The organism is Rhodococcus sp. P4_F3_2, from assembly GCF_056401335.1.
In genome coordinates this window covers 1-378 of sequence record NZ_JBFUJN010000285.1, presented here as the reverse complement: position 1 = coordinate 378, position 378 = coordinate 1, and the positions used below count along the sequence as shown (strand labels likewise).

At 36.5% G+C, this 378-nt stretch carries 1 protein-coding gene; it reads left to right on the top strand.

The features are described from left to right. The coding region (locus tag AC1DWA_RS33765) for a hypothetical protein (protein WP_477917906.1) at positions 1-378 on the top strand (378 nt) is incomplete at both ends.

Here is a 378-nt window from a genome sequence, read left to right as displayed (position 1 = left end):
CTAGTGCTCTTGGAAATCTATCACGTGATATCTTTTTCACGCTCAAAACCATGCACCCTCATAAAACAGACGAACAAATAGAAGCTACATTTGAATATCAATATCACCAGGTGATTGAGAAGTTAGGATATCAAGCCAGTGATTTTATTCATAGTCCAACTAAATGGATGTCTCGTAATATTGCAGATAATTTCTCTATTCTTTCAGACAGAATTGTTACCTTTCCATATGGAATTAGTAATCAACAGTTCCTTGGGGATGCTATGAAGAAGCCACTTATCGGACCCAAGCAGAATAAAAAAATTATCCTTTATATGGGAAGGCTTGTCTATTTAAAAGGCATTCATCACCTCCTAGATGCCCTTGCTCTCTTAAAAG